The organism is Kitasatospora misakiensis (assembly GCF_042656005.1).
GTDB classification, from domain to species: Bacteria; Actinomycetota; Actinomycetes; order Streptomycetales; family Streptomycetaceae; genus Kitasatospora; species Kitasatospora misakiensis.
In genome coordinates this window covers 1-25610 of the sequence record NZ_JBHSOF010000012.1, presented here as the reverse complement: position 1 = coordinate 25610, position 25610 = coordinate 1, and the positions used below count along the sequence as shown (strand labels likewise).

Below are 25610 nucleotides of genomic sequence, written 5' to 3'. Positions count from 1 at the left end.
TAAGGAGGATCTATGCTTCGTGCGTTCACGATGTCTTCGCACGTCGCACTTCACACTTCGCATGAAGCAGGTCTACTGGATGAAGCTCCCCCGGGTGTCCGCCGTCGTCGCGGCCGCCGTCCTCGCCCCCGCGGTTCTCTTCCCGTCCTCGGCCTCGGCCGCCGACGCCCCCCGGCCCACCGGGGCCTCCGGGCCCGACAACGCCTCCGCCGGCACGCCGGACGCCACCCCGAGCGCCACCCCGGACGACGGGGCGGGCCAGGAGGACCTCGACCGCGCCGAGGTCCGGCGGATCCTCGCCGACAAGGCGAGCGGCGTCTCCGTGCGCGAGGCCGCCGAGAAGGCCCTGGCCGCCGGGACCGCCGCCGCGCTGCGGGAGTTCCTGACCACCGGCCACCAGAACGCCCAGGCGATCGACGACCGGGTCAGGTGCGTCCAGATCCTCGCTGTCGGCGGTCCGGCCGTGCAGAAGGCCGCCAAGGCCGCGCTGCGCGGCTCCAACGCCGACCTGGCGGCGTTCCTGAAGGAGGGCCAGCACGTCGCCCGTGCCGAGGACGACCGGGCGGAGATCGAGCGGCTGATCGCCGCCCCGGCGACCGGTCGCGGTGTGCGGGAGGGGGCCCAGCAGGCGCTGGCCACCGGCACTCCGGCCGCGCTGCGGCACTTCCTGGCGGACGACCTCCCCAAGCTGCGCGTCGAGGACGACCGGGTCGAGGTCCTGCGGATCTCCGCCAAGGGCGGGCCCGCGGTGAAGAAGGCCGCGTCCGCCGCGCTCGACGGCTCCTACGCCGACATCCTCGCGTTCCTGGAGCAGGGCCAGTACACGGCCCGCGCGGAGGACGACCGGGCGGACATCGAGCGGCTGCTCGCTGACCCGGCCACCGGCCGGGGTGTGCGGGAGACGGCCCAGAAGGCGCTGGCCGCCGGGACTCCGGCCGCGCTGCGGCAGTTCCTGGAGGTCGAGCTCCCCAAGCAGCGGGCCGATGACGACCGGGTCGCGCTGACCCAGATCGCGTCGGTGGGCGGCCCCGCGGTGCAGAAGGCCGCGTGGGCGGCGCTCGACGGTACCTACGCGGACGTCGTCAAGTTCCTCAAGGAGGGCCAGTACACGGCCCGTGCCGAGGACGAGGCCGCCGCCAAGGCCGCCGCCGCCGAGCCCGGTACCGGGGCCACGGCCCGGCCGACCGAGCAGCCGACCGCCGCTCCGGTCGCGCAGGCCGCCACCTCCACCGCCGCCTCGACCGCCACCTCCACCGCCGCCTCGACCGCTACCTCGACCGCCACCGGCGGCCAGGTCGTCCAGGCGGCCGTCCGCACCACCTCGGGCACCGGCACCACGGGAACGACCGGAACGACCGGAACGACAGGGACGACCGGTACCGCCGCCGCCCGTGCCGGCCAGCTCGCGGCCACCGGTGCCGAGGGCCTCGGCTGGGAGGGCGGCGGCGCTGCCGCGGCCGTCGCCGCCGGTGCGGCGCTCGTCGTCGCCTCCCGTCGCCGCCGCGCCGACGAGAGCTGACGGCACTCCGTACACACGTGACCCCCGGCCGCCTGTCCGGCGACCGGGGGTCACGCGCGTGCGCGGCGCGGCTCAGCGGGCGGGCGTCTCGCTCGCGGCCGCCGGAAGGGCGCGGGCCGGGGCCTCGGCATCCGGGGCCTCGGCGTCCGGCTTCCCGGGGCGGCTCCGCTCGGCCCAGGCGGCCACCGGGGGCCCGGCCAGGCCCAGGCCGGCGAAGAACACGCCGAGGAGCAGCCACCCCGGCTGTCCCAGCGCGAGGACGGCCCCGGTGAGGATCAGCGGGGCGAGGGCCTGCCCGGCGTCGAAGCCGATGCCGAAGAGGCCCTGGTACTGCCCCTGCGCGTGGTCGGGGGCGAGCCCGAAGCCGAGCGCGAAGCCGCCCGAGGACTCCCAGACCTCCCCGACGCTGTGGACGCACACCGCGAGGACGGCCAGCACCGGTGCGACCCAGACGGGCACATCGGCCGTCAGGGCCATCAGCGGGCAGCTGACGAGGAACATCAGCCCGGCGAGGCGGAACGCCCGGCCGCCCTGCCGGGGGGTCTCCACCTTGGAGCCGAGCCGGCTCTGGAGCAGCACGCAGACGCCGCTGTTGATCGCGTAGACCGCGGCCACCGTCCAGCGCGGCGCGTCGGTGTGGCTGCTGAGCCAGATCGGCAGCAGGAGGGAGACGACCTGGTACTGCAGGCCCATGGCGCTGTAGAGCGCGACGAAGGTCACGAACGGCCGGTCGGTCAGGACGGACCACTGCCGGTGTTCCTGGGGCCGGGCCAGCGGCCGGTAGTTCGGGACGCCGAGCAGCGCGACCAGTCCGGCGCAGGCGAAGCTGGCGGCGTTGGCGAGGATCAGCGCGGTGTAGGCGGGGCGGGTGTTGATCTGGACGGCGAAGGCCGCGCCCAGGGTGCCCACGACCACACCGAGGTTGACGAAGGTGCGGAGTCTGGCCCGGAAGGCGGCCGGGCGTTCACCGCCGGCCCGGGCGATCACCGCCCCGCCCGCGGCGTTGCCCGCCGTGGCGGCCAGCCGGTCCACCGTGGCGAGGAGCGTGAACGCGAGCCAGCTGTCGATGAGGACGAAGGCGGCCATGGTCGCGGCCTGGACGACGAGTGACGTCAGCCAGATCGCGCGCGGCCCGTACCGGTCGGCCAGGTTCCCCGCCGGTAGGCCGGCGGCCAGGCCGCAGAGGCCGGCGATCGTCAGACCGGCGCCCACCTGGGTGGCGGGCAGGTGCACCACGAGCGTGAAGTAGAGGACGGAGGCAGTGTTGAAGAGACCGTTGCCGACCCTGTTGACGAAACTGGCGATGATCAGCGCCCGCTGCGGACCGGAGTCCGGCTCGTCGGACGCTTTTTGTCTGGTCCCCCTCAAGATCATGTCGCCAGGGTAACAGTGCTGCTCACGGGGCCTCCGGGGAGGGAGCGCACTGACGGGACGGGGGCGGGAGCCGTCCTCGGACAGGGCACGGCGGCGGGGTGGCGCCGCCGAGGAAAAGCCGCCGCGGAAAATGGGTGGCGCGGCCGGGCCGGGTGGGGGACCCTGCGCGAATGGATCAAGGAAGCGGTCGGACCGTCGGCGTCCACCTCACGCACGACGGCGAGTACCTGGGACCGGTCGGCCCCTTCGAGGTGGCGGTCCCGTGGTGGTCGTCCGTCGGGGCGGTCACCGAGCGCGTCGCGGCGGAGACCGGGGTGCCGGTGGCGGTGGTCCGGCTGGTCGGGGTGACGGGCGGCGCGGGCGGCCGGGACGGGCACGCGGTGTACCACGTCGAGGCGCTGGAGCGGCCGGCGGACGCGGCGCCGCGCCCGGCGGGGCCGGAGGTCGACGCGCTGCTGGGCCCGGCCGAGCGGCGCGCCGGGTGGGCCACGCCCGCGGGGCTGCGGGCGGCGCTGGACTGGGCCGGGCGGGTGCTGGCGGCGGCCGGGCGGCCGGTCACCGGGCAGGCCGAGCAGGTGCGGACGTGGAACCTGTCCGGGGTGTTCCGGCTGCCGACGGCCGCCGGACCGGTCTGGCTGAAGGTGATCAACCCGGCCTTCAACGTCGCCGAGGCCGAGGCGATCGCTCTGTTCGGCGCCGCCGCCCCGGCGCTGGTGCCGACGGTGCTCGCCGCCGACCCGGCGCACGGGCGGGTGCTGCTCGACGAGGTGCCCGGCGAGGACTGCTGGGGCCCGTCGGCGGAGGAGGTGGCCGCCGTCGTGCCGGGGCTGGTCGCCGCCCAGTCGGTGCACGCCGCCGACGGCCGGGCCGACGCGGCCGGCCTGCCCGACCGCACCCCGCGGGCGGTGGCCGCCGCCGTCCCCGGGCTGCTCGACCGGCTCGCCGCCGCGGCGGAGCTGACGGGCGAGGAGCTCGCCGCCGCCCGGGCGCTGGCCGCCGGGCTGCCGGCGCTGGTCGAGGAGCTGGCCGCCTGCGGGCTGCCGGAGACCGTCGTGCACGGCGACTTCCACCCCGGCAACTGGCGCGGTGACGGCTCCGGCGTGGTGGTCATCGACTTCGCCGACGCCTGTCTCGGCCACCCGGTGACGGACGGGCTGCGCCCGCGCGGCTTCGTCGACGGGGAGCGCTGGGCGCAGGTGGCCGAGGAGTGGGCGCGGGCCTGGCGCGAGCGGGTGCCGGGCTGCGACCCGGAGCGGGCGCTGGAGCTGGCCGGGCCGCTGGTGCACCTCGGGCAGGCCCTGCGGTACCAGCAGTTCCTCGACCACATCGAGGACACCGAGCGCCCGTACCACGAGGGCGATCCGGTGGACGAGGTCCGGCAGGCCCTGGCGGCCTCGGGCTGACGGCTGCGGACGGGAGGCCGTCGGCGCCGCGCCGGACGGGGCGCGGCGCCGACGGCGGATCAGTCGGTCGGGCTGATCCGGCGCCCGTCGTGGACGCCGTACAGGGAGAGCGCCTCGACCGGGCAGAAGTCGACCGCCTCGGCCAGCTCCGCCGTCAGCGGCTCCGCGGCGGTGCCGGTCGGCTGCTCGCGCAGCGCGCGGGCCAGCCCGTCGGCGCCGAGCGCCAGCGAGCCGGGCGCGGTGGTCGCGCACATGCCCGAGCCGATGCAGCGGTCGCGGTCCACCTGGACGATGACCGCCGGCGCCGTCCCGGCCGGCTCCGGGGCCGCCCCGGGGGCCGCCTCCGGGCCCGTCACCAGGCGACCCGCAGGCGCTGCGGACTGCGGGTCAGCAGGCCGCGCCGCCAGTCGACGGCGTCCGCCGGTTCGGCGAGCCGCAGCGAGGGCAGCCGGCGGGCCAGCCGGTGCAGCGCGAGCTCCAGTTCCATCCGGGCCAGCCAGGCGCCGAGGCAGTGGTGCGGCCCGGCGCCGAAGGTGTACATCGGCGCGGCGAGCGGGGAGAACAGCTCGGTCAGCAGGTCGGCGGTGAACACCTCGGGGTCCTGGTTGGCGGCGTCGGTGTCGGCGGCGACCACGCTCCCGGCCGGGATCCGCACCCCGCCGATCTCCACGTCCTCGATCGCCCGGCGCAGCAGCCCGGGCAGCACGTCGGAGTCCCCCAGCGGGATGGCGCGCAGCAGCTGTTCGGTGGCCGCGGCGGCGCTCTGCTCGTCCGAGGCGAGCTGCCGCCAGGCGTCGTGGCCGTCGCTCAGCAGGTAGACGAGGGCGTTGCCGAGCGAGGTCATGGTGGTCTCGTGCCCGGCGACCACGAGGCCGATGACCAGCGTGACGATCTGCGCCTCGGTGATCCCCGGGGTGTCGTCGGTGGCCGCGAGCAGGCTGCTGACCAGGTCGTCGCCGGGGGCGGCGCGGCGTTCGGCGATGACCTCGGCGCCGAAGCCGGCGAACTCGGTCATCGCGGTGCGGATCGCCTCGGCCGAGTACGCGGAGGCGGACAGGGCGTGGTCGCTCCAGTGCTCCAGCCGCTTGCCGTCGAGGCCGTCCAGGCCCATCAGCCGGCTGATCACGGCGACCGGCAGTGGGCGGGTGTAGCCGGCGACGATGTCGGCGGGCGAGCCCCGGTCGATCAGTTCGTCGATCAGCCCCTCGACGACCGAGGCCACCCAGGGGCGCCACCGGGCGATCGCGCGCGGGGTGAAGGCGCGCTGCACGGTGCGGCGCAGCCGCTGGTGCTCGACGCCGTCGATGTTGAGCATCGAGGCCGGGTCGTCGAGCAGGTTCGGGGTCAGCGAGACCGGCGGGGCGCCGGGGGCGTAGAGCGGGGCGCGGCCCAGCCGCGGGTCGGTGAGCGCCTGCCGGACGTCCGCGTGCCGGGTGACCAGCCAGACGGGGGTGCCGGTGGGCAGGGCGGTCAGCCGGGGCGGGCCGGGTTCGAGCAGGCGCAGGCAGTGCAACGGCGGCAGCGCGGCCTGGGCGGGACCGGCGTCGGCGGCGGTACCGGTTCCGGTTCCGGCACCGGTGGCACTGTTCTCGGCGGACATCCGTACTCCAGACTCCAGGGCGGTGGCCGCCCAGGGTGGCGGCCGGTGGGGGTGGATCCGGGCGGTGCGCGGCGACGACGGGTGGTGGACTGGTGGGTGCCGGGTGGGCCGGGTTGGCTACGACCGTACGTGGGCGACGAGCCGCAGTCAGCGACGATTCCAGCCAACGCCGGGGCGCCCGGGGGGTGGTGAGGGCACGGCGCTGCTGACGGGCGCTCAGCGCCGCCCGCGCGCCCGGCTCCGCGCCTCGCGCGGGTCGTCGCGCCGTCTCGGTGCGCGGTCGGCGCCGTCTCGGCGCGGGGTCCGCCGGTGGACGGTTTCGCGCCGTCGCGGGACCCGCCGGTGGTGGTGACGGCCGGCGAGCCGGATCACCAGGGTCTTCCCCGACCCGCCGCCGCGCCGGACGCTAGGCTTCGTGGGCGAGTCACCGGACTCGCATCGACGCAGGTCACGCCGGTACGGAGCGGTACCGGCAGACGGAGGTGGATCGGATGGCCCAGCAGGTCAAGGCAGTCATCGCACGCGCCAAGGGCGCGCCCGTGGAGGTGACGACGATCGTCGTGCCCGACCCCGGGCCGGGCGAGGCGGTGGTGCGGATCCAGGCCTGCGGCGTGTGCCACACCGATCTGCACTACCGGGAGGGCGGGATCAACGACGAGTTCCCCTTCCTGCTCGGGCACGAGGCCGCGGGCATCGTGGAGACGGTCGGCGAGGGCGTCACCGAGGTCGCGCCCGGCGACTTCGTCGTCCTCAACTGGCGCGCCGTCTGCGGTCAGTGCCGCGCCTGTCGGCGGGGGCGCCCGCAGTACTGCTTCAACACCCACAACGCCAAGCAGAAGATGACGCTGCTGGACGGCACCGAGCTGTCCCCGGCCCTGGGCATCGGCGCCTTCGCCGAGAAGACCCTGGTCGCCGCCGGCCAGTGCACCAAGGTGGACCCGGCCGCCTCGCCGGCCGTCGCCGGGCTGCTCGGCTGCGGCGTGATGGCGGGCATCGGCGCCGCGATCAACACCGGCGACGTCGGCCGGGGCGACTCGGTCGCCGTGATCGGCTGCGGCGGCGTCGGCGGCGCGGCCGTCCTCGGCTCCCGGCTGGCCGGCGCGGCGAAGATCATCGCGGTGGACATCGACGACCGCAAGCTCGCCACCGCCGCGAAGCTCGGCGCCACCCACACCGTCAACTCGACCACCACCGACCCGGTCGAGGCGATCCGCGAGCTGACCGGCGGTCACGGCGCGGACGTCGTGGTCGAGGCGGTCGGCCGTCCGGAGACCTACCGGCAGGCCTTCTACGCCCGCGACCTCGCCGGCACCGTCGTCCTGGTCGGGGTGCCGACGCCGGAGATGAAGCTGGAGCTCCCGCTGCTCGACGTGTTCGGGCGCGGCGGCGCGCTGAAGTCCTCCTGGTACGGCGACTGCCTGCCCTCGCGGGACTTCCCGATGCTGATCGACCTCTACCTCCAGGGCCGCCTGGACCTCGGCGCGTTCGTCAGCGAGACCATCGAACTCGACGCGGTGGAGCAGGCGTTCGAGCGCATGCACCACGGCGACGTGCTCCGCTCGGTGGTGGTCCTGTGAGCGGCGGCACCCCCCGGATCGACCGGCTCGTCACCGCCGGCACCTTCGAACTCGACGGCGGCAGCTGGGAGGTGGAGAACAACGTCTGGATCGTCGGCGACGACCACGAGGCCGTGGTGATCGACGCGGCCCACGACGCCGAGGCGATCGAGGCGGCGCTCGGCGGGCGCCGACTGCTCGCCATCGTCTCCACCCACGCGCACAACGACCACATCGACGCCGCCCCCGCGCTCGCCGCGCGCACCGGCGCGCCGATCCTGCTCCACCCGGACGACCTGCCGCTGTGGAAGCTCACCCACCCCGACCGGCTCCCGGACGGCGAACTCGCCGACGGGCAGCGGATCGCGGTCGCGGGCACCGAGCTGACCGTGCTGCACACCCCGGGCCACGCCCCGGGCGCGGTCTGCCTGTACGCCCCGGAGCTGGGCACCGTGTTCACCGGTGACACCCTCTTCCACGGCGGCCCCGGCGCCACCGGGCGGTCGTTCTCGCACTTCCCGACGATCATCGACTCGATCCGCGAGCGCCTGCTGACGCTGCCGCCGGAGACGGTGGTCCGCACCGGCCACGGCGACCCGACCAGCGTCGGCGCCGAGGCCCCGGCCCTGCCGGAGTGGATCGCCCGCGGTCACTGAGCACGTCCGCGGTCACTGAGCACGCTGTCGGGCCCGGCGGCCGGCCGCCGGGCCCGACGACGTAGCATCGCGGGCATGGCCCACGATCCCCGCGCGCTCGACGACGCCTTCCTCGCCTTCTGGCAGGAGCGGCACATCTCCACCCTGTCCACCCGGCGCCCGGACGGCTCGCCGCACGTGGTGCCGGTCGGGGTGACGTTCGAGCCGGAGACCGGGATCGCGCGGGTGATCAGCAGCCGGACCAGCCGGAAGGTGCGCAACGTCCTGGACGCCGGGGCGGCGGGCCAGCGGGTGGCGGTCTGCCAGGTGGACCGGGCCCGCTGGTCGACGCTGGAGGGCGTGGCCGTGGTCCGGGACGAGCCGGCGGCGGTGGCGGAGGCGGAGCGCCGCTACGCCGAGCGCTACCGGGAGCCCCGGGTGAACCCGGACCGGGTGGTCATCGAGATCACCGTGGACCGGGTGCTCGGACGGGCCTGAGGCCGTCCTGGGCCCTGCGGCGCGCGGGATTCCGTTCGGCCGGACGCACTCCGTTTATCCGGTGTTGATCGTGATCGCCTAGCGTCTGGGGATGACCGAGGGAACGAGGGGGAGCCGGGGCACGCGCACCCCGGCCGAGAGCGGCCGGATGACGGCCGAGGACGCGGACCGGTTCCGGGTGCTGCTGGCCCGGCTGGAGGACTCACTGGCGGCCGACCGCCGCACCGAGACGACGCCCGCGGCGAGACCGCCGGCGGGCCGCGACGGGTGAGCCCCACCGGGCCGACGCCGGTCCGGCCTACACGGGGCGGGTGTGGACGCCGATCCCGCCGGAGACGATCAGGTTGTCGCCGGTGAGGTAGCCGGCGCCGTCGGACCGGGGCCGGCTCCGCCTCGCGGGAGCGTTTCCGTCGGAGGGGCTCAGCAGTCGCAGCCGCAGTCGCAGCCGTCACACCCGTCGCAGCAGCCGCAGTCGCTGCAGCACTGGGCGTTCTCGCCGCAGCACTGGCACCCGTCGCAGCAGTTGCCGCAGTCGCAGCAGTCGTTCCGGGCGCAGAAGCCCTCGCGGCGTTCGCCGGAGAACGGGTGGTCGTGCTCGCAGCAGAGCAGCTGGCAGGTGCAGCCCAGCAGCGCCCAGGCGGCGCAACCGGCCAGCAGGTTGCGGCGGTTCGGCGGCGGCGCGCCGGGCGGGGTGAAGCCGGGGCCCTGCGGGATCCAGGGCGGCACGGGTGCGCCCGGGCCCTGCGGCGGGGTCTGGTAGGGATTGTGCTGCGGCGGGGCCTGGCTGGGGTCGTGCTGCGGCGGCGACTGGTACGGGTTGGCGGCGAGGGGCGCGCCGTCCTCGGCCTTGACCCGGCAGGCGGTGTGGCCGGCCCGGCCGAAGACCCGCTCGACGGCGCGCTCGGTCTCGTGGGCGAGCAGGATGTGCACCAGGGCACGGTCGGCCAGTTCGACGTCCCGCAGGGCGAGCCGGATGCCGTGCACGGCGTCCCGGCAGAGCCGTGCGGCCTCGGCGCGGTCGGTGCCGGTGGCGGTGAGCGGGTTCCAGGCGCCGCTCAGGGCGTCGGCCTCCTGGTCCTCGGCGGCGTCCAGCAGGTGCGCGAGCCGCCCGAACAGCCGCCCGGCCTCGGCCAGCGGTGCCTCGTTCCCCGGCCGTCCGGCCAGGACGGCGGTGTGGGCGAAGGCGGCGGCGGTGGCGGTCTCGGTGGGCTCGGTGACCAGCAGCACCGTCCCGCCCGCCGGCAGCGCGCGCTCCAACTCGCCCTGGCGGGCCGCCGCGTCGAGCAGCACGGCGGTGTCGAAGCCGACCACCGAGGCGCTGCCCGCGCTCTTGCGGTCCCAGCGCCGGGTGACGGCCCGCGCGCCCGCGGCCACGGAGCGCCGGGCGAACACGCCGTCCCGGTCCTCGACGTGGTCGCGGATCTTCACCGAGGCGAGCGCCAGCGAGACGGTGGCCGCCAGCCGGGCCCCCTCGCCGCGGGCGACCGAGGCGGTCCGCATCCCGCGCAGCGGGCACGGCCCGGCGGTCCGGCGTCCGGCCGCGGCGCCCGCGCCGGTCGCGGCGTCGGCCTGGGCCTCGACCAGCACCGAGATGATCAGCCCGTCGTAGTTGGTGGCCGTCCGCGCCAGCTGCCCGTGGTCGTCGCGCAGCGCGAGGCAGAGCCCGCAGAGGTGAGCCATCCAGCTCGCCTGCAGCCGCTCCGAGAGCCGGTGGCGGCACGGCCTGATGATGCCGAACATAGTGGTTCCCCGTTCCCCCGTGTGTCCCCTGTGTCCCGTGGGCCGCCTTCGCGTCGACCGCCGGGCCCGTGATCGCGGACATCATATGATCGCCGGCCTGCCGACTTGGAACTCCCGACGGACGGCGCCTCCCCCGCTCGGTGTCCGGTGGCCGGGGGGCGGAAACCGCTCCGATGCCACGGCTCCGATGCCGCCGCTCCGATGCCGCCGCTGCGAAAAACGGCTCGAAGGATCGTCCCATATTCGGGATAACATCGCGGATATGGGAATCGAGACGGCCGCCGACGAGCGGTTGGCGGAGCGGCTCGCCGAGTTGCGGGTCGAACGCGGGTGGACGCTGGAGGAGTTGGCACGGCGGGCGGACGTCAGCCGGTCGACCCTGTCGCGGGTCGAACGGGCCGAGGTGAGCCCGACCGCCGCGGTGCTCGGGCGGCTCTGCGCGGTGTACGGGCGGAGCATGTCGCGCCTGCTCGCCGAGGTGGAGGCCGCGCCCGCGCGGCTGGTGCGGGCCGGGGACCAGCGGGTCTGGCGGGACGAGGCGACCGGGTTCGTCCGCCGCTCCGTCTCGCCCCCGCACGGTTCGCTGCGCGCCGAGGTGGTCGAGGGGCGGCTGCCCGCCGGCGCCGACATCGCCTACGACAAGCCCAGCGACACCGGACGGGAGCACCACCTCTGGCTGCTGGCGGGCCGGCTGGCGATGACCGTCGACGGCGAGGAGCACCTGCTGGAGGCCGGTGACTGCCTGCGGTTCGTCGCAGAGACCAGCCGGTTCCGCTGTCCCGGCCCGGCCGAGGCCCGGTACGCGCTGGTGGTGGTCGAGCCGTGAGCGCGACCCCCGCGACCCCCGCGACCCCCGCGGAACCGGTGCCGCCGGTGCCGCCGGCGCCGCCGGTCAAGGAGAGGTTCGACGCCGCCGGGCGGCGGGTGCTGCTGGTCTGCGTCGCGGGCGGGTTCACCACCCTCATCGACCAGTCGGTGCTCAACACCTCGATCCCCGCGCTGCGCGAGTCGCTGCACGCCCAGCCCGCGCACCTGCAGTGGATCGTGGCCGGCTACTCGCTCGCCTTCGGCCTGGCCCTGATACCCGGCGGGCGGCTCGGTGACGTCCGGGGCCGCAAGTGGTTCTTCGTCGGCGGGCTCGCCCTGTTCACCGCCGTCAGCCTGCTCTCCGCCGCCGCCACCGAGCCGTGGCTGCTGGTCGCCGCCCGGCTGCTCCAGGGCGCGGGCGCCGGACTGGTGAACTCCCAGATGATCGGCACCCTCCAGGACGTGTTCCGGGGCCAACTGCGGGCCCGCGCACTCGGGATGTACGCGGTCACCGGCGGCCTCGCCTTCGCGCTCGGCCCGCCGATCGGCGGCGCGGTGCTCGCGGCCGTCGGACCGGAGTACGGCTGGCGGCTGACCTTCCTGCTCAACGTCCCCTTCGGACTGGCCACCCTGGTGCTGGCCGTCCGCCACCTGCCGCGCCCGCGCCCCAGCGCCCGGCACGCCGACCTCGACCTGGTCGGCCTGCTGCTGGTCGCCGCGCTGACCCTCGCGCTGATGCTGCCCTTCGTCCAGCCGCCCGGCTGGGCCGGCTGGCTGGGGTTCGCCGCCGCGGCGGTGCTGCTGCTCGGCACGCTCGCCTGGTGGCAGCGCCGCTACGCCCGGGCCGGCGGCCACCCGCTGATCCACCCGGCGCTGACCCGGTCGGCGCCGTACGCGCTGGGGACGGCGGTGGCGATGGCCCAGTTCGGCTCCTCGCTGGCGGCCGGGCTGGTGCTCACCATGTTCCTGCAGGACGGGCTCGGGCTCTCGCCGATGGGCGCGGCCCTGGTCGCGCTGCCCTCGGCGGTCGCGATGGGCTTCGCCTCGGCGTTCGCCTGGCGGGTGGTCCAGCGCTTCGGCCGGCGGACCGTCACGGCGGGCATGACGGGCTCGGCGCTGGTGATGCTGGCCGGCGGGCTGGTCGCGCGCTGGGCGCCGGTCGGCCCGCTGCCCTGGCTGCTCGCGCTCCTGCAACTGCTCGGCGGCGCCTCGGTGGGGCTGATGGCGGCGTCCAACCAGGCGTTCGTGCTGCGGCACGCCCCGGCCGAGGCGGCGGGGGTGGGCGGGGCGATCCTGCAGATGGCACAGCGGATCGCGGCGGCGGTCAGCATCTCGGCGCTCTCCGGCGTCTATCTGCGGGCGACCGGCGGGGGCGGCGGGCACCGGGCCGCGTACGCCTGGGCGAGCGGGGTCTGCGCGGCGGTGGCGGCGCTGGCGGTGGTCGCCTCGATGCTGGCGGGCCGGGTGTCGGCGCGCGAGACGGCGGCGTCCGAGGCGGCGTCCGGCGGGACGGCCTCCGAGGCGAACGTCGAGGCGGAGACCGAGGACCCGGCGGGCGGCCCCGCGCGGAAGGCCACGCCGACGCGCTGAGCGCCGCGCGAACGCCGGGCCGCAGCCGGCCGGGCCCGGCCCGCCTATCCCTCGTCGACCTCCTGGTCGACGGCTTCGTTGGCGCGGTCGATCTCGGCCATGTGCTCCTCCGCCCAGGTCCGCAGCCCGGCGAGCGCGGCCTCCAGGGAGAGCCCGAGTCCGGTGAGCCGGTAGAAGACCCGCGGCGGCACGGTCGGTTCGACCCGACGCGACACCAGCCCGTCGCGGGTCAGGCTTCGCAGCGTCACGGACAGCATCTTCTGCGAGACGCCGGGCATCCGGCGCCTCAGCTCCGCGAAGCGCACCTCGTCCGGTGCGGCGTCGGCGAGCGTCTTGACGGCCATGGACGTCCACTTCGTACCGATGCGGTCCAGCAACTGCCGCGTCGGGCAGTCGGGATCGAACAGATCGCCGCGTACCCCACGACCGGCGGCCCGGGCTCCTCGGGTGGTCACCTGTGGCTCACCACCTTCCCTGAAAGTGCCGTCTGGCAAGCGGCCCGGCAGTTACCTATCGTTCTGTGGTCACCAATGGTAACCAGCCGAGGAACTCGGAGGAGCTCGGAGGAGCTCGGAGGAGCCGCCATGCCCGCCACCACCGCACACCACCTGCGCCGCGTCGCGACGAACGGTGTCCACCTCAACGTCGCCATCGCCGGGGACGGACCCGCGGTGCTCCTGCTGCACGGCTTCCCGCACACCTGGCGACTCTGGAGCGGCATCATGGGCCGACTGGCCGGACGGTACCGGGTCATCGCCCCGGACCTGCGAGGCCTCGGCGCCAGCGAACGTGCTGTCGAGGGTTATGACGCGGGCACCCTGGCCGCCGACGCCGAAGGGCTGCTCGACGCGCTCGGCGAGCCCTCGGCAGCGGTGGTCGGCATCGACGCGGGCACCGCCCCCGCCGTCCTGCTCGCGCTGCGCCGCCCCGACCTCGTCCGGCGCCTGGTCGTGATGGAGGCACTGCTCGGCCGCCTGCCCGGAGCCGAACACGTCCTCGCGGGCGGCGCCCCGTGGTGGTTCGGCTTCCACGCCGTCCCCGGCCTCGCCGAGACCGTCCTGGCCGGCAACGAGGCCCCGTACATCGACTGGTTCCTCGACTCGGGGACGCTCGGGCGAGGAGTACCCGACGACATCCGCGCGGCCTTCGTCCACGCGTACACCGGGAGCGAGGCCCTGCGCTGCGCGTTCTCCTACTACCGGGCCCTGCCCACCAGCGCGCGGCAGCTCCAGGACGCCGTGGCGACGGCCCGGCTGACCATGCCCACCATGGCCGTCGGCTCCCACCCCGTCGGCACCGGGCTCGAACGCCAACTCCGCCCCATCGCCGACGACCTGGTCGGACACCAGCTCCAGGACTGCGGCCACATCATCCCCCTCGACCGCCCCGACGCGTTGCTCGCGCTCCTCGCTCCCTTCCTGTCCGCCGATCTGCCGACGTGACCGGAGCGGGGCCGCAGGCTCACGGTCGGCGGCTCGGGCGTTCGTCCCGGCGGTGGGGTGTCCGGCGGTCGTATGCTGGGGCCCGTGACACCGAAAGCCGATCAGGGGCCGATCCTGCGGGCGGATGCCGCTCGCAACCGCGCCCGGGTGCTGCAGGTCGCTCGCGAGCAGCTGGCCGCCGGTGACGACTCGCTCCAGTTGAACGCCATCGCCCGGCTGGCCGGTGTGGGCGTGGGGACCGTGTACCGGCACTTCCCCAACCAGCACGCGCTGCGGGAGGCGCTGTCGGCCGAGCGGTTCAGGGAGCTGGTCGGCGAGGCCCAGGCCGCGGCGGAGGCGGAGGACGCCCTCGCGGGCCTGCACCGCCTGCTGCGGTTCACCCTCGCGTGCGCCTTGGAGGACGCCGGGTTCGCCGCCGTTCTCGAATCCGCCGCCGATGCCGAGGCGCACACCTCGCAGCTGAAGGCCGAACTGGACCGGGCCACCGCCGGCCTGCTCGACCGTGCCCGCCTGACGGGCGTCATCCGGCGCGATGTCGAGGCCGACGACGTGCGCCGCCTGCTCTGCGGCATCGAGCACGCCGTGCGGGTCGGCGACAGCGATCCGGCGCGCACCGAGATCTACCTTGATGTCCTCCTGGAGGGCCTGCGCCCGCCGCGCTGACGGCAGTTCGGCAAGCGCACAAGGGCCTCCGCCCGCCCATCCCTCAGCTAAACGGATAGATATCCGCTTGTGCTAGCGTGCTCGCATCGAAACGGATACCTATCCGTTTCGTCGTGGCGAGGCAGCGGAGGGCGGACACGATGGAGCAGCGGGCGGTCGTCACGGCGGGGACGGGCGGCATCGGCCTGGAGACCGCGGTGGGGCTGGCGGCGCGCGGGTTGGCCGTCACCGTGGTCGGCCGCGACGCCGAGCGGGGCGCCCGCGCGGTCGAGCGGATCGCCGCGATCGCCACCGGAGGCGAACCGCGTTTCGTGGCGGCCGACCTCGCCTCGCTGGACGAAGTCCGGGCGCTCGCCGCCCGGTTGGCGGCCGAGGGGCCGCTGAAGGTCCTGGTCAACAACGTCGGTGCGATGTTCGCAGAGCGGCAGCGGACGACCGACGGGATCGAGGCGTCGTTCGCGGTCAACCACCTCTCGCCGTACCTGCTGACCGAGCTGCTCCTCGACCGGCTCCGGGACGGCGCTCCGAGCCGGATCGTGAACGTCAGCTCCGGCGCGATCAAGGTCGCCAAGCGCACCTTCGACGCCGTCGAGCCGCCGGGCGGCTACTACGGCTTCCACTGGTACGGCCGGGCCAAGCTCGCCAACCTCGTCTACACCCTGGACCTGGCCGAGCGCCTGCGCGGCAGCGGCGTCACGGTCTTCGCGGCCGACCCCGGCGGCGCGGCGACCGACATGACCAACGGCACCATGACGTCACCCGGGATCGTCTCCCCGCCCCTGCGGCTGCTGTGGCCGCTGGTCCGCCGCACCTTCGAGCGCTCCACCGCCGGCCCCGCGTCCGTGGCCGCCGAGCCGTCCGTCGTCGCGGCCACCGACCCCTCTCTCGACGGGCGGACCGGCCTGATCATCGGCCCCCGGACCCAGCCCGTTCCCGCCCCTCGGGCAAGCACCGACCCGCGGACCGTCGGCGCCGTGCTCAGGCTCAGCCGGCAGCTGGCGCCCCTCGCCGGAGAGCACTGATCGAGTGGACCGTCGCCCCGTTCCTCACCCCTACCGACCGGCCCGGCCGGTAGGGGCGAGGAACGGGGCCTCCGTCAGACGCCGTGCTCGGCCGGGAGACGGCCGGCGCGGATCGCGGTCACCAGGTCGGCGTGGTCGGCCTCGGTGCGGTCGGCGTAGGCGACCGCGAAGGCGGCCACCGCCTCGTCCAGGGCCTCGTTCTTGCCGCAGTAGCCGCTGATCACGCCCGGGTCCGCGGTGTGGGCGTGGGCGCGGGCGAGCAGCGCGCCGGTGATCCGGGCGTAGTCGTCCAGCTGGGCGGGCAGCAGCGCCGCCGGGTCCACGCTGCCCTTGCGGTTGCGGAACTGCCGTACCTGGTAGGGGAGTCCGTCGACCGTCGTCCAGCCGAGCAGGGTGTCGCTGACCACCTGCATCCGCTTCTGGCCGAGCACCACCCGGCGGCCCTCGTGCTCGTCCGGCGCGGCCACCGGGTAGCCGGCCCGGGCCAGGTGGGGGAGCAGCACCGACGGGCGGGCCTCCTTCACCTGGAGCACCAGCGGCTGCTCGCGGTGGTCGGTCAGCAGGACGACGTAGGAGCGGGTGCCGACGCTGCCGGTGCCCACGACGCGGAACGCCACGTCCTGCACCCGGTAGCGGGACAGCAGCGGGTGCAGCTCGGCGGGCACCGTCCGCACGTACGGGCCGAGCGCGCCGGCGACGGCCGCCGCCGTGGCGTCCGTCACCTCGCTGAGCACCGGCGGCGCGGCGGTGAACCGCCAACCGCCCTCCTCGGAGCGGACGGTGGACTTGGCGGCGAAGCGGGCGCTGGTGTTGCCGAGCGCCTTGGCGCCGACCTTCTCCAGCACCTCGGCCAGGTCCTCGGCCTGGGCGAAGGTGACCAGGTGCTCGTCCGCGACGGCGTTCCAGGCGTCCAGCGCGGGCAGCTTGGCCAGCGTGCGCATGGTGCGGCGGTAGGCGGCGGTGGCGTCGAAGGCGGCCCGGCGGGCGGTCGTCTCGTCCGCGCCGATCTCCCGGCCGGCCAGCACCAGGCTCGCGGCGAGGCGCTTGAGGTCCCACTCCCACGGGCCGGGCACGGTCTCGTCGAAGTCGTTGATGTCCATCACGAGCCGGCCGCGCGCGTCGCCGTACAGGCCGAAGTTGGCGGCGTGCGCGTCGCCGCACAGCTGGGCGACGGTGCCGCTGGTCGGGGTGGCGGCGAGGTCGGCGGCCATCAGGCCGGCCGAACCGCGCAGGAACGCGAACGGGGTGGCGGCCATCCGGCCCAGGCGGATCGGCACCAGCTCGGCGAGCCGGCCCTCGTTGGAGGCCTCGATCGCCCGGACGGCGGTCGGACGGTCGGTGGCGGGCGGGAACTCGGCGTGCCGCTCGCGCGGGGTGCGGGCGCGCAACTCCTTGCCGCGCTCGCGCGCCCGGCCGTCCTGGTGCGGCGCGAAGCCCTCGACGGCGAACCGCCGCCCGGGTCCCTGCCCGGCCCCCGCCACGTCCGCCGGTATCCCGGACCCGTCCACCGTCTCGGTCAGCTGCGTCACTGCGCCCCGCCCTGTCTCTGTCGTTCCGGTCCGCGACCTGCGCGGACCCGGCCCGGGAGCGGGCCGGCCAGCAGGCTACCGGGCCGCCGCCCCGGTCTTTCGGCAGGGAGGGACGCGCGGCGGGCGACGGCGGTTCCCGCAGGGGCGGGGAGGGCGGCGCGGGGCCGACGGTTAGGGTGCGGACATGGATGATCTTCGGGGGCGGTGGGTGGTCCGGGGTGCGGCCGCGGTGGCGGCGGTGCTGACGGTGGGTGCGGGGCTCGGGGTGCGGACGGTGGCGGGCGGCGAGGCGGCCAAGTACGCGGGCGACGCCCTCTACACCGTGCTGCTGTACGCGCTCGCGGTGCTGCTCGCGCCGCGCCTGCGGCCGCCGGTCGCCGCCGCCTGGGCGGCCGGTCTGAGCTGGGCCGTCGAGCTGTTCCAGCTGACCGGTGTGCCGGACGACCTGGCCCGGCGCAGCGTGCTCGCCCGCCTGGTGCTCGGTTCGACCTTCAACGCGCCGGACCTGCTCTGGTACCTGGTCGGCGCGGGCCTGGCCGCCCTCGTACACGCGGTGGTGCGCGCGAGCACGAGGGCGGTGGGCCGGTCCCTCGCTTGACGGTCCGTCAGAGTGGCAGCAGCTCGGGCCGCTTGGCCTCGACGTGGTCGCCGGAGGACTCGCCGCGCAGCCGGCGCCCGACCCACGGCAGCAGGAACTCGCGGGCCCACTGGAGGTCCTCGCGGCGCTGCTCGGCGGCGGAGAGCGCCGGCGCGGACGGCCACGGCGCCTCCGGGTCCTGCGCGGTGCGCAGGCCCAGCGAGCGGGCGGCCAGCAGGGCGACCCGCTGGTGGCCCTCGGGGGAGAGGTGCAGCCGGTCCTCGCTCCAGGCGCGGCGGTCCTGGACGGCCCGCAGCGACCAGAGGTCGGCCACCTTGCAGCCGTGCCGGTCGGCGACGGCCCGCATGTGGCCGTTGTAGGTGGCGATCTTGCCGCGCAGGTGCTTGAACAGCGGCACGCCACGGGTGTCGAAGCCGGTGCAGATGAGCACCGTGCCCGCCGCGTCGGCGAGTTGGACGACGGCGGCCTCGAACCGCTCGGCCACCTCGTCCGGGTCGCTGCCCGGCCGCAGGATGTCGTTCCCGCCGGCGCAGAAGGTGACCAGGTCGGGCTGGATGCGGCGGACCTCCGGCACCTGCTCGGCCATGACCTGGTCCAGCAGCCGGCCGCGCACCGCGAGGTTCGCGTACCGGAAGTCGCCCGGCGGCCGGCCGTCGGCGAGCAGCCCCGCCAGGCGGTCGGCCCAGCCGGCGAAGGCGCCGTCGGTGCCGGGGTCGTTCAGCCCCTCGGTGAAGCTGTCCCCGAGGGCGACGTACGAATTGAGGTCGAGGGTCTCCTGGAGGTTAGGCATGAAAGAGATAGTTCACTGTCTCAAGTAACCTACGCCACCGTAGGTGGCCCGTGTGGTGCGTGAGATCGGCCACGTGGGGCCGGACGGCCCGCGCGGACGGCCCGCGATGACGGTCCGGCACCCGCTGTGCGCCGGTGCTGCGCGGGCGGGCGCGCCGGGTGCGCGGGGGGAGTGCGCCGCCCGATGTGTCCACCCGGGTGTGCGGAGGGTTTCGCCGGGGCAGCCGCCCTTCGGACCGTACGGACGCAGGCCCTCTCTTTCGGATCTTGCCGGGCGCGCGACGCCGGGCATCCCGCCTGGACGCACCGGCAGATCGCCCAAGTACGACCCAGTACGAGGACGACCTGCCGGCACGCCCAGCCGGGCGCCTAACGCCGCGCGCTGATCCGACAAGATCCGAAAGAGAGGGCCTGGGCGGCGAGCGTCGCCCGCGCCCCGTACCCCGGGGCCCGCGCGTCCGTGTTCACCCGGTCTCGTTCTTCCCAGTCCCGTTGCCGACGGCGGAGGTCGCCGCATGCCGAACCGATTCCCGGAGCGCGTCGCAAGGCCGCGACGCTACCTCATGTGCCCCCCGACGTACTTCACCGTCGAGTACGCGATCAACCCCTGGATGGACCCCGAGCAGCCGACCGACACCGGGCTCGCCGTCCGGCAGTGGGAGCGGCTGCGCGCGCTGTACGAGCAGCTCGGCCACACCGTGGAGCTGATCGATCCGGTGCCCGGCCTGCCGGACATGGTCTACACCGCCAACGGCGCGACCGTGCTCGGCGGCCAGGTCCTGGTCGCGACCTTCCGTCACCGCGAGCGGGCCGCCGAGTCCGACGCCCACCAGGCGTGGTTCCAGGCCGGCGGCTACCGCGAGGTGCGGCGCGCCGCGTACGTCAACGAGGGCGAGGGCGATCACCTGCTGGTCGGCCGCCGGCTGCTGGCGGGCTCCGGCTTCCGCACCGAACCGGCCGCCCACGCCGAGGTCCGGGAGCTGTTCGGCGTGCAGGTGCTCAGCCTGACCCTGGTGGACCCGCGCTTCTACCACCTCGACACCGCGATGGCCGTCCTCGACGACGACCAGATCATGTACTACCCGGAGGCGTTCACCCCGGACAGTCAGGCGCTGCTGCGCAGCCTCTACCCGGACGCCGTCCTCGCCGACCGGGAGGACGCCGAGGTGTTCGGCCTGAACGCCGTCTCGGACGGCCGGCGGGTGCTGCTCCCGGAGGCCGCGAAGTCGCTGGCCGGCCGCCTCTCCGACGCGGGTTTCGAGCCGATACCGGTGGACCTCTCCGAGCTCTTCAAGGGGGGCGGCGGGCCCAAGTGCTGCACCCTCGAACTCCGGCCGGTCTGAGCCGCCGTACCACCGCGGCCTGAGCCGCCCGCCCGCCGCCGTCGAGCCGCCGGCGCGGGCGGGACCGGGAGCGGGGCCGGGGTGTGCGCGTCGCCGTGCGGCAAGTCGGCGTCAAGTCTGTGGCAATCGGGGTCCGGAGACTGGCTGCCATGACGTCGGGCACCACCTACCGCCCTGGAACCGCCGGATCCGCGGCGGTGGCTCCCGAAACCCATCCGTCCGCCCGTCCCGTCCCGTACCGATCGAGGAGTCCTCACCGATGCGCATCGGATTCGCCGTCCCCCAGTTCGGCCCGTTCGCCGACCCGCACAGCAGCGCCCGGACATGCGCGGCGCTGGAGGAACTGGGCTGCCACAGCCTCTGGGTGGCCGACCGCCTCCTCTCCCCGGTGGTTCCCCCCGAGGGTTACCCCGGCGGGGGGCAGATGTCCGGCCGGTACGGCATCCACCTCGATCCGCTGCTCGCGCTGGGCGCGGCGGCCGCGGCCACCGAACGGGTGCGGCTGGGCAGCAGCACGCTCAACGCCCTGTGGCAGCCGCCCCTCGTGCTCGCCCGGGCGCTGACGACCCTCGACCTGATCAGCCGGGGGCGCCTGGACGTGGGCATCGGGCTGGGCTGGATGCGTGAGGAGTACCAGGCCGCCGGGGTGCCCTGGCAGGGCCGCGGCGAACGTCTGGAGGAGACCCTCGACGTCCTCGACGCCGTCTGGCGGGCCGATCCGGTCGTCCACACGGGCAAGCTGTGGACGATCGCCGAGTCGACCGTCCACCCCAAGCCGTTCCAGGGCCCGCGGCCCCCGATCCTGCTGGGCGGCTTCGCCCCGCCCGCCCTGGAGCGGGTCGGCCGGCGTGCGGACGGCTGGCTCGCGGCCTCGATGCCGCTGGCCCTCCTCGACGGTCTCTGGGCGGTCGTCGCGGCGGCCGCCGAGCAGGCCGGGCGGGACGCGGCGGGGCTGCGCCGGGTGTTCCGGGTGAACGCCGAGGTCACCACGGTCGAGGCCGACCCCTCGGAGACCTACCGCCGCGGGACCGTCCGGCAGATCTGCGACCACCTGAGGGTGATGTGCACGGCGCCGAACGATGAGGTGTTCGTGGACCTCCAGATGGTGACGGACTCGCCCGAGGAGTACCTCGACCTGGCCGGGGCGTTCCTGACCGAACTGACCGCGGAGTGACGGAGACCGCGCGGTGACGGCGGCCGCGCGGGCCCGGTGACCGCGCGGCCGCAGCCGACCACGTCGCCCACCCCTTCCTGCGCGCGCCGCCCGGCGGAGCCGAACCGTTACCCGGGAGAGGCGTCGGCGTGCTGTCCGTCGGACAGGTCAACTGCTTTACTGGCCAGGCTCGTTCGCCGGAAGACTACCTGGGGAATGGGGACACCGTGGACAGTGGCACCCCACCGCCAACTCCGCCGCAGGAACCCGCACGGACACCACCGCCGTACCCGCCGCCCTACCCTCCGCCGCGCCCGCCCGCTCCGCCCACCCCGCCGCACGGGTACCCGCCGCCCCCGCCGCGGATCCGGACCGGGCCGGTGCTCCCGCCGAAGCCGCCGCCGCCCCGACCGGCGCCGCCCGAACGGGCCCCCGTCGAACCGGCGCCGGTCGAGCAGGCTGAGCAGGTCGCGCCCGAGCCGCAGGACACACCGACGTACCTGGGCCCGTCCTTCACGACGTCCGCCGGCCCGGGCCCCTCCGCCGCGCACGACGACCCCGCGCACGACGACCCGTTCGACGGTCCGCCGGTCGCCGCGACGCCCGAGAACCTGCACCACCAGGCCGGCACCGTCCCCGGCGACGCCACCCGCTACCTGTGCGCCGCCGCCTGGCTGGACCGGCGCTTCCGCGCGGCGCTCATCGAGGAGTTGATCGAGCAGTCCTTCCGCATCCCCGCCCCCTCGCCCGGCACCGACCTCGTCCGGGTGCTGCACGAGGCCCTGACCGCCCGCCGCTGGGAGGCCCGGACCGGCGTGTTCTGCGTGCTCGTCCTCGCCCTGGGCTTCCCGCTGCTCGGTGTGGGCGCCGGGCTCGCGGCCCTGGCGCTGCTCCTGCTGTTCGGACTGGCCGGCGGCTTCGGCAGCGGCCGGATGGACCACCGGCTCGGCCTGGAGGTCGAGCGGCTGATGATCACCCCGCGGGCGCCGCGCGCCACCGGCTGGCGGGGGACCGTCGCCGTCGTCGGCCGGCTGCTCGGCACCCTCGTCCTGGTGGCCGTCGCCGTCAGCTACCTCTACGGCCCGCTCCGGAACTCCGAGGTGGACCGGGCGTTCGTCCCGAACCTCTTCGGCCCGGCCGGGGTCGGCGTGCTCGTCGAACTGCTGCTGCTCTGGCTGGCCGCCGCCCGGCTGCGCTACCGGCTGCGCCGGCGGCTGTCCGCCCTGGTCGGGATGGACCCCACCCCCGTCCCGCCGCCGAGGCCCCGGGGCCTGCGGGCCGCCCTGGTGTACGAGCGACTGGGGGAGCAGCAGGCCGGTCCGGAACTGCTCTACCGCCGGCAGGCCCCGCTGGTCGGCCTCGGCACGGCCGGCCGCATCTGGCGGATGACCTTCGAGCTGCGCCCCTCCGCCGAGCGCGCCGCCCGGGGCGGGGCGCCGGACCCGATCGACACCACCTCCCTCTACCGCTCCGTCGCGGCCCGGGTCCGCGCGCTCGCCCTGGACCCGCGCTACCCGGAGGACTCGCTACGCGGACTCACCGTCACCGACCGGGTGTTCCGCCCCAGCCTGCGCGACGACGCCCCGGACAGCTGGCTGGGCGCGATGTCCGGCCGGGCCGGCGACCAGGTCCTGCTCGAACCGGCCTGGGCGGACCTGCTGAGCCGCTCCGGCCACGAACGGCTCCGCCACTACCTGGCGATCCGGGTCGGCTCGTGGCAGGAGGAGGTCGTGGTCACCGTCCTGGTCCGGGCCAGCACCCGGGGCGGGATGCTCTACCTGGAGTGGCTGCCGTACGTGCTGGGCCCGGTGGCGCAGGGCTACCACGTGGTCGACCTGCTCGGTCACCGCTCCGGCTTCATGCACGGGATGAACGCGCTCGGCTGGTCCGCGCGCCGGCTCGGCGGCGACCTCGCGATCGCGGTCGGCCAGGTGCGGCAGAGCTGGCGGTCGCGCCGCCGGGCCGCCCGACTCGCCCGCCGGTACCGCCATCTGACCCGCGCCGGGTACGCCGTCGACTACGCGCCCCGGTCGAGCGTGCGCGAACTCGGCGCCGGCGGGGCGTACCAGAACATCTTCCAGGAGCACGACGTGCAGCGGTTCCTGAGCACCGTCACCGAGCGCGTGTTCAGCGCCGTCGGCGGCGAGCTCAAGGCGCGCGGGTACGACAGCGCGGCCTTCGAGGAGCAGTCGCAGAGCATCACCAACATCAACAACGGCGGGGTCCAGGTGGTGGGTTCCACCGTGCACGGCCCGGTCGCGGGCGGTGCGGGGGCGAAGGTCGACATCGGCAAGGGGAAGGGGAAGTGAGATGGCGAACGCGGGGGACGCGGAGGACGCGAAGGACACGGGGGACGCGAACCAGCCGCCGGCCGGGGCCAACTGGAACACCGGCGGCGTGCAGGTGGTCGGCTCCACCGTGCACGGCCCGGTGGCCGGCGGCCAGGGCGCGACCGTACGGATCGGCGCCGACGCGGCCGCGGCGGGCCCGGTCGGACCGGAGGCGCTGCGCGCGGCGGCCGAGACGCTGCGCACCGCGCTCGCCCGGCTGCGGGCCGAGCGCCCGGACGCCGTGACGGACGCCGACGCCGAGGACGCGGACGCCGCACTGGCCGGCATCCTCGCCGAGACGGCGCTGGACGAACCCCGCGAGGGACCGCTGCGCCGCCGGGTCGGCACGGTGGTCGACGCGCTGCGCACGGTCGCGGTGCTCGCGGCGGCGGTGAGCGGTCTGGAGGCGGCCTTCGCCGCGCTGTCCGGGCAGCTCTGAGACGCCCGCCCCGTCGGGCGCCCGGTACGGCTACCATGCGCAGGAAGGCGCGTCCGCCGAGGAGTCGGCGTGGCGGGCCGCCGGCGGGGGCCGGCACGGAACGTCAACGGGGATGCGGGAGGAACGACATGGGAAACGCTGACTGGCTGTCGGGGGAGCGGCCGGGCGAGGAGGCCTGGCAGGGTGTGGACCTCCGGATGGACGTCCCGCACTCGGCGCGGGTGTACGACTACCTCATCGGCGGCAAGACCAACTTCGCGCCGGACCGGGCCGCCGCCCACGCCTCCGTGCAGGCCTGGCCGGCCCTGCCGACCTCGATGCGGACCACCCGCACCTTCATGGAGCGGGTGGTCCGCCACCTCGCCGGGAAGCACGGGGTCCGGCAGTTCCTCGACATCGGCTCGGGCATTCCCACCTCGCCGAACCTGCACGAGATCGCCCAGGCGGTGGCCCCGGAGTCGCGGGTGGTGTACGTCGACAACGACCCGATCGTGCTGACCCACGCCCGCGCGCTGATGTCCAGCACGCCCGAGGGCCGCACCGCCTACCTCGACGCCGACCTGCGCGACGTCGACTCGATCCTGGACTCGCCCCGGCTGCGCGAGGTGCTGGACCTCTCCCAGCCGGTGGCGCTGTCGCTGATCGCGATCGTGCACTTCCTCCTCGACGCGGACGACCCGCAGGGCCTCGCCCGGCGGCTGATGGACCGCCTGGCGCCCGGCAGCTTCCTCGCGTTGACCGTCTTCACCGGGGACACCGACCCGGTCGGCGTGGGTGGCGTGGGCCGCGAGTACAACGCCCGGGGCATCCCGCTGCAGATCCGCGACCGCGCCGAGACCCTCGCCTTCTTCGACGGCTACGAGCTGCTGGACCCCGGCGTCACCCTGGTCCACCACTGGAACCCCGACCCGGACGCGGCACCGATCCGCGACCAGGACATCGCGATGTACGGCGGCGTGGCCGTCAAGCGTTGAGCGAGCACTGAGCAAGCGCTGAGCAGCCGCTGAGCAGCCGCTGAGCCGCGTCACCCGGGCCTGCCCCGCCCGGGTGGCCCGGCCGGCCGACGGTACGTCAACTGCGGTGTGCCGGAAGGCAGAAGACGATCATGCCGGCTCTGGCATACTCGCCCTGCACGTTGGCGCACCTGCGCGGCGAGCCGCACGGGAAGAGCGGAAAGAGGGGCACAGGGATGGCGGGAGTGGACGCCGGAGCCGAAGCCGGCACGGAGCCGGACGCGACCCCCGGCACGGAGCCGGGCGGGACGGCCCCGGGCACGGCCCCCGACCCAGGCACACCGGCCGAGCCAGGAGCCGCCACCGCGCCGCCGATCCACTGGACGATCTACGCCCTGATCTGCGTCGTCCTCGCCGGCTACACCGCGATGATGATCTTCCTGGCGGCGAAACGCGCCGATGCCAACTGGGACCGCCTGGTCTTCCTCTTCTCCGGCCTGGAGGCCATCGTCTTCGCCGCCGCCGGCCTCGCCTTCGGCGGCTCGGTGCAGCGCGGCGCGCTCGCTGCGGCGCGCGAGGACGCCGCGGCCGCGCGCGCCGAGGCCGGCCGGCAGGGCGCGGCGCAGG

General features: G+C 75.4%; 24 protein-coding genes and 1 pseudogene. 18 read left to right on the top strand and 7 right to left on the bottom strand.

The window, feature by feature from the left end; translation table 11 throughout:
* The first annotated feature begins 61 nt into the window (after nucleotides 1–61).
* A complete protein-coding gene (locus ACFP3U_RS12165) occupies nucleotides 62–1519 on the top strand; it encodes an ALF repeat-containing protein (protein ID WP_380225412.1) in 1458 nt (485 codons plus the stop codon).
* A 72-nt stretch (nucleotides 1520–1591) separates the two neighbouring features.
* Here the strand turns inward: ACFP3U_RS12165 and ACFP3U_RS12160 are convergent, their stop codons facing one another.
* Entirely contained in the window at nucleotides 1592–2893 is a 1302-nt protein-coding gene (locus ACFP3U_RS12160) for an MFS transporter (RefSeq protein WP_380225411.1), read from the bottom strand.
* Nucleotides 2894–3063: 170 nt separating this feature from the next.
* On the opposite strand from ACFP3U_RS12160, the gene ACFP3U_RS12155 reads away from it, so the two are divergent.
* Nucleotides 3064–4296, top strand: coding sequence for an aminoglycoside phosphotransferase family protein (locus ACFP3U_RS12155; RefSeq protein WP_380225410.1), 1233 nt, complete (start codon nucleotides 3064–3066; stop codon nucleotides 4294–4296).
* Between the two features lie 59 nt (nucleotides 4297–4355).
* On the opposite strand, the gene ACFP3U_RS12150 is transcribed toward ACFP3U_RS12155, so the two are convergent.
* A complete protein-coding gene (locus ACFP3U_RS12150) occupies nucleotides 4356–4652 on the bottom strand; it encodes a ferredoxin (protein ID WP_380225409.1) in 297 nt (98 codons plus the stop codon).
* Nucleotides 4649–5896 carry a cytochrome P450 gene (locus ACFP3U_RS12145; RefSeq protein ID WP_380225408.1) on the bottom strand — a complete coding sequence of 416 codons (1248 nt, stop codon included), beginning with the start codon at nucleotides 5894–5896 and terminating at the stop codon, nucleotides 4649–4651. Before ACFP3U_RS12145 ends, ACFP3U_RS12150 begins: the two co-directional genes overlap by 4 nt.
* 491 nt (nucleotides 5897–6387) lie before the next feature.
* On the opposite strand from ACFP3U_RS12145, the gene ACFP3U_RS12140 reads away from it, so the two are divergent.
* The 4 genes from ACFP3U_RS12140 (at nucleotide 6388) to ACFP3U_RS12125 (ending at nucleotide 8856) form a co-directional block, all read left to right on the top strand.
* Nucleotides 6388–7473: an S-(hydroxymethyl)mycothiol dehydrogenase gene (locus ACFP3U_RS12140; RefSeq protein WP_380225407.1), complete on the top strand. Its 1086-nt coding sequence runs from the start codon at nucleotides 6388–6390 to the stop codon at nucleotides 7471–7473.
* Nucleotides 7470–8108, top strand: coding sequence for an MBL fold metallo-hydrolase (locus ACFP3U_RS12135; protein ID WP_380225406.1), 639 nt, complete (start codon nucleotides 7470–7472; stop codon nucleotides 8106–8108). The genes ACFP3U_RS12140 and ACFP3U_RS12135 overlap by 4 nt, the downstream gene beginning before the upstream one ends.
* Before the next feature lie 75 nt (nucleotides 8109–8183).
* Nucleotides 8184–8585 (top strand): pyridoxamine 5'-phosphate oxidase family protein, encoded by a 402-nt coding sequence (locus tag ACFP3U_RS12130; RefSeq protein ID WP_380225405.1) that lies wholly within the window; start codon nucleotides 8184–8186, stop codon nucleotides 8583–8585.
* Nucleotides 8586–8676: 91 nt separating this feature from the next.
* Nucleotides 8677–8856: a hypothetical protein gene (locus ACFP3U_RS12125; protein ID WP_380225404.1), complete on the top strand. Its 180-nt coding sequence runs from the start codon at nucleotides 8677–8679 to the stop codon at nucleotides 8854–8856.
* Between the two features lie 149 nt (nucleotides 8857–9005).
* On the opposite strand, the gene ACFP3U_RS12120 is transcribed toward ACFP3U_RS12125, so the two are convergent.
* The gene (locus ACFP3U_RS12120; protein WP_380225403.1) at nucleotides 9006–10325 is read right to left on the bottom strand and encodes a proline-rich domain-containing protein; all 1320 of its coding nucleotides are present in this window, start codon (nucleotides 10323–10325) and stop codon (nucleotides 9006–9008) included.
* A gap of 262 nt (nucleotides 10326–10587) precedes the next feature.
* Here ACFP3U_RS12120 and ACFP3U_RS12115 point away from each other — a divergent pair, with 262 nt between their 5' ends.
* Together ACFP3U_RS12115 and ACFP3U_RS12110 are read left to right on the top strand one after the other, a co-directional pair.
* Nucleotides 10588–11151 carry a helix-turn-helix domain-containing protein gene (locus ACFP3U_RS12115; protein ID WP_380225402.1) on the top strand — a complete coding sequence of 188 codons (564 nt, stop codon included), beginning with the start codon at nucleotides 10588–10590 and terminating at the stop codon, nucleotides 11149–11151.
* Complete coding sequence (locus ACFP3U_RS12110) at nucleotides 11148–12722, top strand: MFS transporter (protein ID WP_380225401.1); 1575 nt, start codon at nucleotides 11148–11150, stop codon at nucleotides 12720–12722. Before ACFP3U_RS12115 ends, ACFP3U_RS12110 begins: the two co-directional genes overlap by 4 nt.
* Nucleotides 12723–12766: 44 nt before the next feature.
* Here ACFP3U_RS12110 and ACFP3U_RS12105 read toward each other — a convergent pair whose 3' ends face one another.
* Nucleotides 12767–13177: a winged helix-turn-helix transcriptional regulator gene (locus tag ACFP3U_RS12105; RefSeq protein WP_380225400.1), complete on the bottom strand. Its 411-nt coding sequence runs from the start codon at nucleotides 13175–13177 to the stop codon at nucleotides 12767–12769.
* 129 nt (nucleotides 13178–13306) lie between these two features.
* Between ACFP3U_RS12105 and ACFP3U_RS12100 the strand changes: the two genes are divergently transcribed.
* From ACFP3U_RS12100 to ACFP3U_RS12090, 3 genes are all read left to right on the top strand, one after another.
* Entirely contained in the window at nucleotides 13307–14164 is an 858-nt protein-coding gene (locus tag ACFP3U_RS12100; protein ID WP_380225399.1) for an alpha/beta hydrolase, read from the top strand.
* Nucleotides 14165–14248: 84 nt separating this feature from the next.
* Nucleotides 14249–14827 (top strand): TetR/AcrR family transcriptional regulator, encoded by a 579-nt coding sequence (locus ACFP3U_RS12095; protein ID WP_380225398.1) that lies wholly within the window; start codon nucleotides 14249–14251, stop codon nucleotides 14825–14827.
* Between the two features lie 140 nt (nucleotides 14828–14967).
* Nucleotides 14968–15849 (top strand): SDR family NAD(P)-dependent oxidoreductase, encoded by an 882-nt coding sequence (locus tag ACFP3U_RS12090; protein ID WP_380225397.1) that lies wholly within the window; start codon nucleotides 14968–14970, stop codon nucleotides 15847–15849.
* A 74-nt stretch (nucleotides 15850–15923) separates the two neighbouring features.
* On the opposite strand, the gene ACFP3U_RS12085 is transcribed toward ACFP3U_RS12090, so the two are convergent.
* Complete coding sequence (locus tag ACFP3U_RS12085) at nucleotides 15924–17378, bottom strand: DUF2252 domain-containing protein (RefSeq protein WP_380225396.1); 1455 nt, start codon at nucleotides 17376–17378, stop codon at nucleotides 15924–15926.
* Between the two features lie 184 nt (nucleotides 17379–17562).
* Here ACFP3U_RS12085 and ACFP3U_RS12080 point away from each other — a divergent pair, with 184 nt between their 5' ends.
* The gene (locus tag ACFP3U_RS12080) at nucleotides 17563–17976 is read left to right on the top strand and encodes a ribosomal maturation YjgA family protein (protein ID WP_380225395.1); all 414 of its coding nucleotides are present in this window, start codon (nucleotides 17563–17565) and stop codon (nucleotides 17974–17976) included.
* Nucleotides 17977–17983: 7 nt separating this feature from the next.
* Here the strand turns inward: ACFP3U_RS12080 and ACFP3U_RS12075 are convergent, their stop codons facing one another.
* A complete protein-coding gene (locus ACFP3U_RS12075; protein ID WP_380225394.1) occupies nucleotides 17984–18766 on the bottom strand; it encodes an SGNH/GDSL hydrolase family protein in 783 nt (260 codons plus the stop codon).
* 514 nt (nucleotides 18767–19280) lie between these two features.
* Between ACFP3U_RS12075 and ddaH the strand changes: the two genes are divergently transcribed.
* From ddaH to ACFP3U_RS12045, 6 genes and pseudogenes are all read left to right on the top strand, one after another.
* Nucleotides 19281–20108, top strand: coding sequence for a dimethylargininase (ddaH, locus tag ACFP3U_RS12070; RefSeq protein WP_380225393.1), 828 nt, complete (start codon nucleotides 19281–19283; stop codon nucleotides 20106–20108).
* Between the two features lie 259 nt (nucleotides 20109–20367).
* Nucleotides 20368–21282, top strand: coding sequence for a TIGR03619 family F420-dependent LLM class oxidoreductase (locus ACFP3U_RS12065; RefSeq protein ID WP_380225392.1), 915 nt, complete (start codon nucleotides 20368–20370; stop codon nucleotides 21280–21282).
* A gap of 359 nt (nucleotides 21283–21641) precedes the next feature.
* On the top strand, nucleotides 21642–23570 hold the full coding sequence (locus ACFP3U_RS12060; RefSeq protein ID WP_380225391.1) for a hypothetical protein: 1929 nt from the start codon (nucleotides 21642–21644) through the stop codon (nucleotides 23568–23570).
* Between the two features lies 1 nt (nucleotide 23571).
* Nucleotides 23572–24030 (top strand): hypothetical protein, encoded by a 459-nt coding sequence (locus ACFP3U_RS12055; RefSeq protein WP_380225390.1) that lies wholly within the window; start codon nucleotides 23572–23574, stop codon nucleotides 24028–24030.
* 128 nt (nucleotides 24031–24158) lie between these two features.
* Complete coding sequence (locus tag ACFP3U_RS12050) at nucleotides 24159–25004, top strand: SAM-dependent methyltransferase (protein ID WP_380225389.1); 846 nt, start codon at nucleotides 24159–24161, stop codon at nucleotides 25002–25004.
* A gap of 215 nt (nucleotides 25005–25219) precedes the next feature.
* Nucleotides 25220–25610: pseudogene (locus tag ACFP3U_RS12045) on the top strand (hypothetical protein); the annotation flags it as partial.